The organism is Pseudomonas taiwanensis DSM 21245 (assembly GCF_000425785.1).
Lineage (GTDB): Bacteria > Pseudomonadota > Gammaproteobacteria > Pseudomonadales > Pseudomonadaceae > Aquipseudomonas > Aquipseudomonas taiwanensis.
Genome location: NZ_AUEC01000052.1, coordinates 1 through 6,437 on the forward strand (window position 1 = coordinate 1; position 6,437 = coordinate 6,437).

The window sequence follows — 6,437 nt, forward strand, 5'->3', positions numbered from 1 at the left end:
GGCGTGGCCTGTGAGCTGCACCGCGACTGGCGCAACGATATCGAAGGCTTGGCGGCACTGTGCTCGAACCACATCCCGGACTACCGCAACCTGATTACCACCTACAACGCCCTCACCGCCGGCAAGTAAGCCCCGCCGCCCGGGCACCAAGCATCGGTGCCCGGGCAAGGCAGCACACCCATCCAATCCTCAGCCCGTCCGCCGTTGCACAGTGGATGCGGGCAAGCTCATCCCAAGGAACGCCGATGAACACCGCATTCCAAGACAACCGCAACGTGGTGACCCTGGTCATCCAACACAAGGTCCGCGCCGAGTCGCTGGCGGGCTACGAGGCGTGGCTAAAGCGCACGGTCAGCACCGCGCGCCGTCAGCCGGGGCACCTGGATGTCAATGTCATTCGCCCCGACGACGGTGGGCGCCACTTCACCACCGTGGTTCGCTTTGCCGATGCCAGTCTGTTGCAGGCCTGGGTCAACTCGGCCGAACGTCAGGCGCTGGTCGAAGAGGTGCTGCCGCTGCTCGAAGACGGTGACCACACCCAGGTCCACGAAGATCCCGAGTTCTGGTTCACCCCGCCCAGCACCAGCGTTGCACCGCCGCCGCGTTGGAAGCAGGCGCTGCTGACCTACCTGGTGATCTGTCCGATGACCCTGGTCATTCCTCAACTGCTGGCACCCTTGTTCGCGCACTTCCCGCTGTTGGGCGGCCGGGTTACCAGCAACCTGATCGTCAACCTGTTCGTCATCCTGCCCGTGGTGTTCTACATCATGCCTTGGGTAACCCGCCGCTGCGCCAAGTGGCTGCGCGGCTGATTCACACCTCACCTGCAGACTTTCAAGGAGATACCGACATGAGCACACTCGTCACCCGCGATGGCACTTCGATCTATTACAAGGACTGGGGCAGCGGCAAGCCTGTACTGTTCAGCCACGGTTGGCCGCTGGACGCCGACATGTGGGATTCGCAGATGGAGTACCTGGCCAGCCGTGGCTACCGTGCCATCGCCTTCGACCGTCGAGGGTTTGGCCGCTCCGATCAGCCGTGGACCGGTTATGACTACGACACCTTCGCCGATGACATCGCACAACTGATCGAACACCTCGACCTGCGCGAGGTAACCCTGGTGGGCTTCTCGATGGGCGGTGGCGATGTCAGCCGCTACATCGCCCGTCACGGAAGCGCGCGCGTTGCCGGCCTGGTGCTGCTGGGGGCGGTGACGCCAGTGTTTGGCAAGATCGAAAGCAACCAGGAGGGTGTCGACCTTTCGGTGTTCGAAGGCATCAAGGCTGGCCTGCGCGCCGATCGCGCACAGTTCATCGCCGACTTCGCCACGCCATTCTATGGCCTGAACCATGGGCAGCAGGTATCTCAGGGCGTGCAGACCCAGACCCTGAATATCGCCCTGATGGCGTCGATCAAGGGCACCCTCGATTGCGTGACGGCATTCTCCGAAACCGACTTCCGTCCGGATATGGCCAAGATCGATGTGCCAACCCTGGTAATCCACGGGGATGACGACCAGATCGTGCCGTTCGAGACCACCGGCAAGCGTGCCGCGGAACTGATCCGTGGGGCCGAGTTGAAGGTGTACAGCGGTGCACCGCACGGCTTTGCGGTGACCCATGCGCAACAGCTGAACGAAGACCTGCTGGCGTTCCTGCAGCGCTGAAGGCGGGGCCGCTGTGCGGCCCATCGCCAGCGAGTCGGCTCCCGCATCGATCGTGTCGTCACTGGGATCCGCGGGAGTCGGCTTGCCGGCCAAAGGGCTGGGGCAGGCGGCACGAATCCGAGTGGTTGCTAGTCTTCAACCACTTCACCGCACATCCATCCAATCCTTAGCCCGGCGCGAACCGGCATGCTCGGCAGTCGCCTGCCGCCCCAGCCAGACGGAGAAGACCATGTCCCAGGACCCCAACGACAAGACCCGTCGCCAGTTCATCGCCACCAGCACCCTGCTCGGTGCCGCTGGCGCGCTCTGGTCCGCATTGCCCTTTACCGGCCAAGCCGGTTCCGCTCACGCATCGACCCAAGGAGGTTCCATGATCGCCGACCTGATTCTGTTCAACGGCAAACTGCACACCGTTGACCGCGAAAAGCCCACCGCGACTGCCGTCGCCATCAAGGATGGCCGCTTCATCGCCGTGGGCAACGACGCCGAGGCCATGGCCCACAAGGGCTCCGCCACGCAGATCATCGACCTCAAGCAACGCACCGTGATCCCCGGCCTCAATGACTCGCACCTGCACCTGATCCGTGGTGGCCTGAACTACAACCTCGAACTGCGTTGGGAAGGCGTGCCATCGCTGGCCGATGCCCTGCGCATGCTCAAGGATCAGGCCGAGCGTACGCCAAGCCCGCAGTGGGTGAGGGTGGTGGGCGGCTGGAACGAATTCCAGTTCGCTGAAAAACGCATGCCGACCCTGGAGGAAATCAACCAGGCCGCACCCGACACCCCGGTGTTCCTGTTGCACCTCTACGACCGTGCGCTGCTCAATCGCGCAGCGCTCAGGGCCGTGGGCTACACCAAGGATACGCCGAACCCGCCAGGTGGCGAGATCCAGCGCGACAAGTTCGGCAACCCGACCGGCATGCTGATCGCTCGTCCCAACGCCACTATCCTGTATGCCACCCTGGCCAAGGGGCCGAAGCTGCCGCTGGAATACCAGGTCAACTCGACCCGTCAGTTCATGCGTGAGCTCAACCGCCTGGGCTTGACCAGCGCCATCGATGCCGGCGGTGGTTACCAGAACTACCCGGACGACTACCAGGTCATCCAAGAGCTGGCCGACAATGACCAGTTGACCGTGCGGATTGCCTACAACCTGTTCACCCAAAAGCCCAAGGAAGAGCTGGCGGACTTCAAGAACTGGACCACCAAGGTCAAGCCGGGCGACGGCACGGACTTCTTCCGCCACAACGGTGCCGGCGAAATGCTGGTGTTCTCCGCCGCCGACTTCGAAGACTTCCTCGAACCGCGCCCTGACCTGCCGCAGACCATGGAGCAAGAGCTCGAACCGGTGGTGCGTCACCTGGTTGAGCAGCGTTGGCCGTTCCGCCTGCACGCCACCTATGATGAGTCGATCTCGCGCATGCTCGATGTGTTCGAGAAGGTCAACCGCGACATCCCGTTCAACGGCCTGCCGTGGTTCTTCGACCATGCCGAAACCATCTCGCCGAAGAACATCGAGCGCGTGCGCGCCCTGGGCGGTGGCATCGCGATTCAAGACCGCATGGCCTTCCAGGGCGAGTATTTCGTCGACCGCTATGGCGCCAAGGCCGCCGAGAAGACCCCGCCGATCCAGCGCATGCTGGCCGAAGGTATCCCCGTCGGGGCCGGTACCGATGCGACCCGCGTGTCCAGTTACAACCCATGGACCTCACTGTACTGGCTGGTCAGCGGCAAGACCGTTGGAGGCCTGGAGTTGTACCCCGAAGGCCTGAGCCGCGAGACCGCACTGCAGTTGTTCACCCATGGCAGCGCCTGGTTCTCCAGCGAGCAGGGCAAGAAAGGTCAGATCAAGGTCGGCCAGCTGGCAGACCTGGCCGCACTGTCGCTGGACTTCTTCAGCGTCGAGGAAGAAGCCATCAAAGGGATCGAGTCGGTGCTGACCATCGTCGATGGCAAGGTGGTGTACGGCGCGGCAGAGTTCGACAAGCTCGGCCCGGCGCAGGTGCCCGTGCTGCCAGAGTGGTCGCCAGTGGCCAAGGTGCCAGGGCACTGGCGTGCCGGCGCGCCAATGGCGGCGGCCTTGCACCAGTGCGTTGGCCCATGTGGGGTGCATGCCCACAGTCATGAGAAGGCTCGCCATTCCAGTGTGCCGGTCAGTGACTTCCAGGGCTTCTGGGGAGCGTTGGGTTGTTCGTGCTTCGCGTTCTGAGGTAAGCGGGGGCCATCAGGGCCCCCACCGTTGGCAACCTGGCGCCTATACGATCTTGTAGGTGCCGGCTTGCCAGCGATTCAGTTCAGAAAACCCCTTTGAGCGGGTATTCGATGATGAGGTACAGGCGGTCGATATCGTCGCCCGCCTGGGCCTCGTTGGCGCGATGGCTGACGTGGGACAGCGACACGCCGAGGTCCTTGGCAGCGCCGGACTGCACCACGTACTTGAGGTCCAGGTCACGCTCCCAGTGGCGCCCCCCTTTGCCCTGTTGCGACACATAGGCACCCGCCGCCGGAGCATGGCTGCCATCGATGCCGCGCCCGCTGACGTAGCGCCCCATCACGCTCAGGCCGGGCACACCGAGGGTGGCGAAATCCAGGTCGTAGCGCAGTTGCCACGAGCGTTCGCCGGGTCCGTTGAAGTCTGCATACTTGATCGAGTTGGCGAGGTAGATGGAGTCGCCGCCGACGAAGTCGAACGGGGTGTCGCCCTCGACCTTCTGATAGGCAAGGGTCACGGCCTGGGCGCCGGCTCTGTACTTGGCCGCCAGACTGTAAGCCAGGGTGTCGATGTTGCCTGCACTGGCTGCACCGGTATCGCGGGTGTGATAGAGGTTGCCGTCCAGCCGCCAGCGGCCTTCCGCCAGGTTCAGGTTGAGGTAGGCCTGGTTCCAGGTGTCCTGCAGCTGCGAGGCGAACAGTGCTCCGCCAAACGGACCGTTGGGGGCGAAAGTGACACCCGCCAGGCTGATCGCGCGCCCATGGGTGCTGGCGCCGTAGCCGGCGAAGTCGTCGTGCGTCGAACTGTTGTCTTGATTATTGAACGCGGTGAATCGCCCGGCTTGCACGCGCCAGTCGGTTAAGTCGGTGTTTTCCAGTAGCCAGCCTGTGGCGTACTCCGGGTGCAGGCGCTTATCGCCGGTATCGAACACTGGCGTTTCCACTGTCATTTCGCCATAGCGCAGCACGGTGTTGCCCAGGCGCATTTTCAGCGCAGCGCCTGCGCTGGAGTAGTCAGACTCAGCGCGCCCGTCGCTGTCTCGGGGCAACAGACCCGTGCCGGCGTGACCGCGTCCACCGTCGAGCTTGAGCCCCAGGAAACCGTGGGCATCCACACCGAGGCCGACCGTGCCCTCGGTGAAGCCCGAGCGAATTTCACCGATGAAACCCTGGGCCCATTCCTGGCGATAGCTTTGGCCGCTGGGTGACGGCGAGCGGAAGTCACTGTGCAAGAAATAGTTGCGGCTGAGCAGTGACCAGCCTGGCTCGTCGGCCAGTGCAAAAGCAGGGCCGAGGGCGGCGAAGGCGATCAGCAGGGCGCGAGGGGGTAAGGTTCCGTTATGCATGAGCCGGGACTGTGCACCAGCGACGTGTGAGGTTCTTGTATGGGTGTGCTGGCCTCATCACGGGCAAGAGGCATTGGGCCGCTCCCGTGGGAGCCTGCTTGCCGGCGATAAGGCCAGGGGACCCGAATCAAGCCATGTCGCTGGCCGCGAACTCTTCCGCCAGATGATCGATCAACGACCGCACCGAAGGCAGCAAGCCCCGCCGCGACGGGAAGATCGCGTGCACGATACCGCAGCGCGGGTGCCACTGCGGCAGCAACTCCACCAGCCGCCCCTCGGCCAGGTCCTCGCGCACCGCTACCCGTGGCAAGTGGGCGATACCCACGCCAGCCACGACGAAGTGGCGTAGCGCGAACAAGTCGTCAGTGACCATGCGCGGTGTATGCGGGATCACCAGGCTGTGCGTCATGTCCTCGCCCTGGAACAGTTCCCACTGATACTCGCGCTGGGCGCTGCCCCAATGCAGGCTGGGAAGTTCGCCGAGTTTTCGCGGGTCGAAGCCCTCTGGCAGTTGTTCCAGAAAGGCTGGGTGCCCGACCAGGCACTGGGTGCTGTTGCTCAGCACCTTCATCACCATGTCGGTGTTCTCCAGCGGTGGAAAACGCACGCGCAGGGCGACGTCGAAACCTTCATGAAGCAGGTCGACGCGGCGGTTGGTGCTCTCGATGAACAGCTCCACTTGCGGGTACTTGAGCATGTAGCGGGTCAGCATGGGGCCGACCCAGGAGTTGAGCAGCGTGGTCGGGCAGCTGATGCGCACCAGACCGCGTGGTTCGCTGCGGTTGCGTTCGATGATCTCCGCTGCGCCTTCGGCCTCGACCCGCATGGCCAGGCATCGGTTGTAGTAGGCCTGGCCGATCTCGGTCAGCGAACAGTGCCGGCTGGTGCGGTGCAACAAGCGCACACCCAGGCGGTCCTCAAGGTCGGCGATGCGCCGGCTGAGCTTGGATTTGGGCATGTCCAGCGCTCGCCCTGCGGGAGCGAATCCACCGTGCTCGACCACTTGGGTGAAGTAGTAGAGGGAGTTGAGGTCTTCCAATGATCGTTCTCCAAATGGAACGCTAAGGGCAATTTTCGCAGTCTACCGCGCCAAAGGTGATGAATCTAATCTTTGCTCATCAACGCGAAACACCCCACTTACTGAAGATCAGAACCCCTTAGGAGCGACGACCATGACCCAGTTCAAATACAACCGCCTGAACAAAGACGAC

At 63.3% G+C, this 6,437-nt stretch carries 5 protein-coding genes and 1 pseudogene; 4 read left to right on the forward strand and 2 right to left on the reverse strand.

What is annotated here, in order from left to right; genetic code table 11:
- From H620_RS26650 to H620_RS0118590, 4 genes and pseudogenes are all read left to right on the forward strand, one after another.
- Positions 1-129 (forward strand): annotated as a pseudogene (locus H620_RS26650) (hydrolase); the annotation flags it as partial.
- Positions 130-245: 116 nt separating this feature from the next.
- On the forward strand, positions 246-812 hold the full coding sequence (locus H620_RS0118580; RefSeq protein WP_023382998.1) for an antibiotic biosynthesis monooxygenase: 567 nt from the start codon (positions 246-248) through the stop codon (positions 810-812).
- A 38-nt stretch (positions 813-850) separates the two neighbouring features.
- Positions 851-1,669, forward strand: a complete 819-nt coding sequence (locus tag H620_RS0118585; protein WP_023382997.1) for an alpha/beta fold hydrolase — start codon at positions 851-853, stop codon at positions 1,667-1,669.
- Between the two features lie 370 nt (positions 1,670-2,039).
- Positions 2,040-3,878, forward strand: coding sequence for an amidohydrolase (locus H620_RS0118590; protein ID WP_104882325.1), 1,839 nt, complete (start codon positions 2,040-2,042; stop codon positions 3,876-3,878).
- An 85-nt stretch (positions 3,879-3,963) separates the two neighbouring features.
- Here the strand turns inward: H620_RS0118590 and H620_RS0118595 are convergent, their stop codons facing one another.
- Both H620_RS0118595 and H620_RS0118600 read right to left on the reverse strand, forming a co-directional pair.
- Positions 3,964-5,226: an OprD family porin gene (locus H620_RS0118595; RefSeq protein WP_027907843.1), complete on the reverse strand. Its 1,263-nt coding sequence runs from the start codon at positions 5,224-5,226 to the stop codon at positions 3,964-3,966.
- A gap of 127 nt (positions 5,227-5,353) precedes the next feature.
- A complete protein-coding gene (locus tag H620_RS0118600) occupies positions 5,354-6,265 on the reverse strand; it encodes a LysR substrate-binding domain-containing protein (RefSeq protein ID WP_023382994.1) in 912 nt (303 codons plus the stop codon).
- Positions 6,266-6,437 lie beyond the last annotated feature (172 nt).

Coding starts and splice junctions, on each gene's coding strand:
- H620_RS0118595 (WP_027907843.1), bottom strand. CDS start 5,226: ATGCATAACGGAACCTTACCCCCTCGCGCCCTGCTGATCGCCTTCGCC.
- H620_RS0118590 (WP_104882325.1), top strand. CDS start 2,040: ATGATCGCCGACCTGATTCTGTTCAACGGCAAACTGCACACCGTTGAC.
- H620_RS0118585 (WP_023382997.1), top strand. CDS start 851: ATGAGCACACTCGTCACCCGCGATGGCACTTCGATCTATTACAAGGAC.
- H620_RS0118580 (WP_023382998.1), top strand. CDS start 246: ATGAACACCGCATTCCAAGACAACCGCAACGTGGTGACCCTGGTCATC.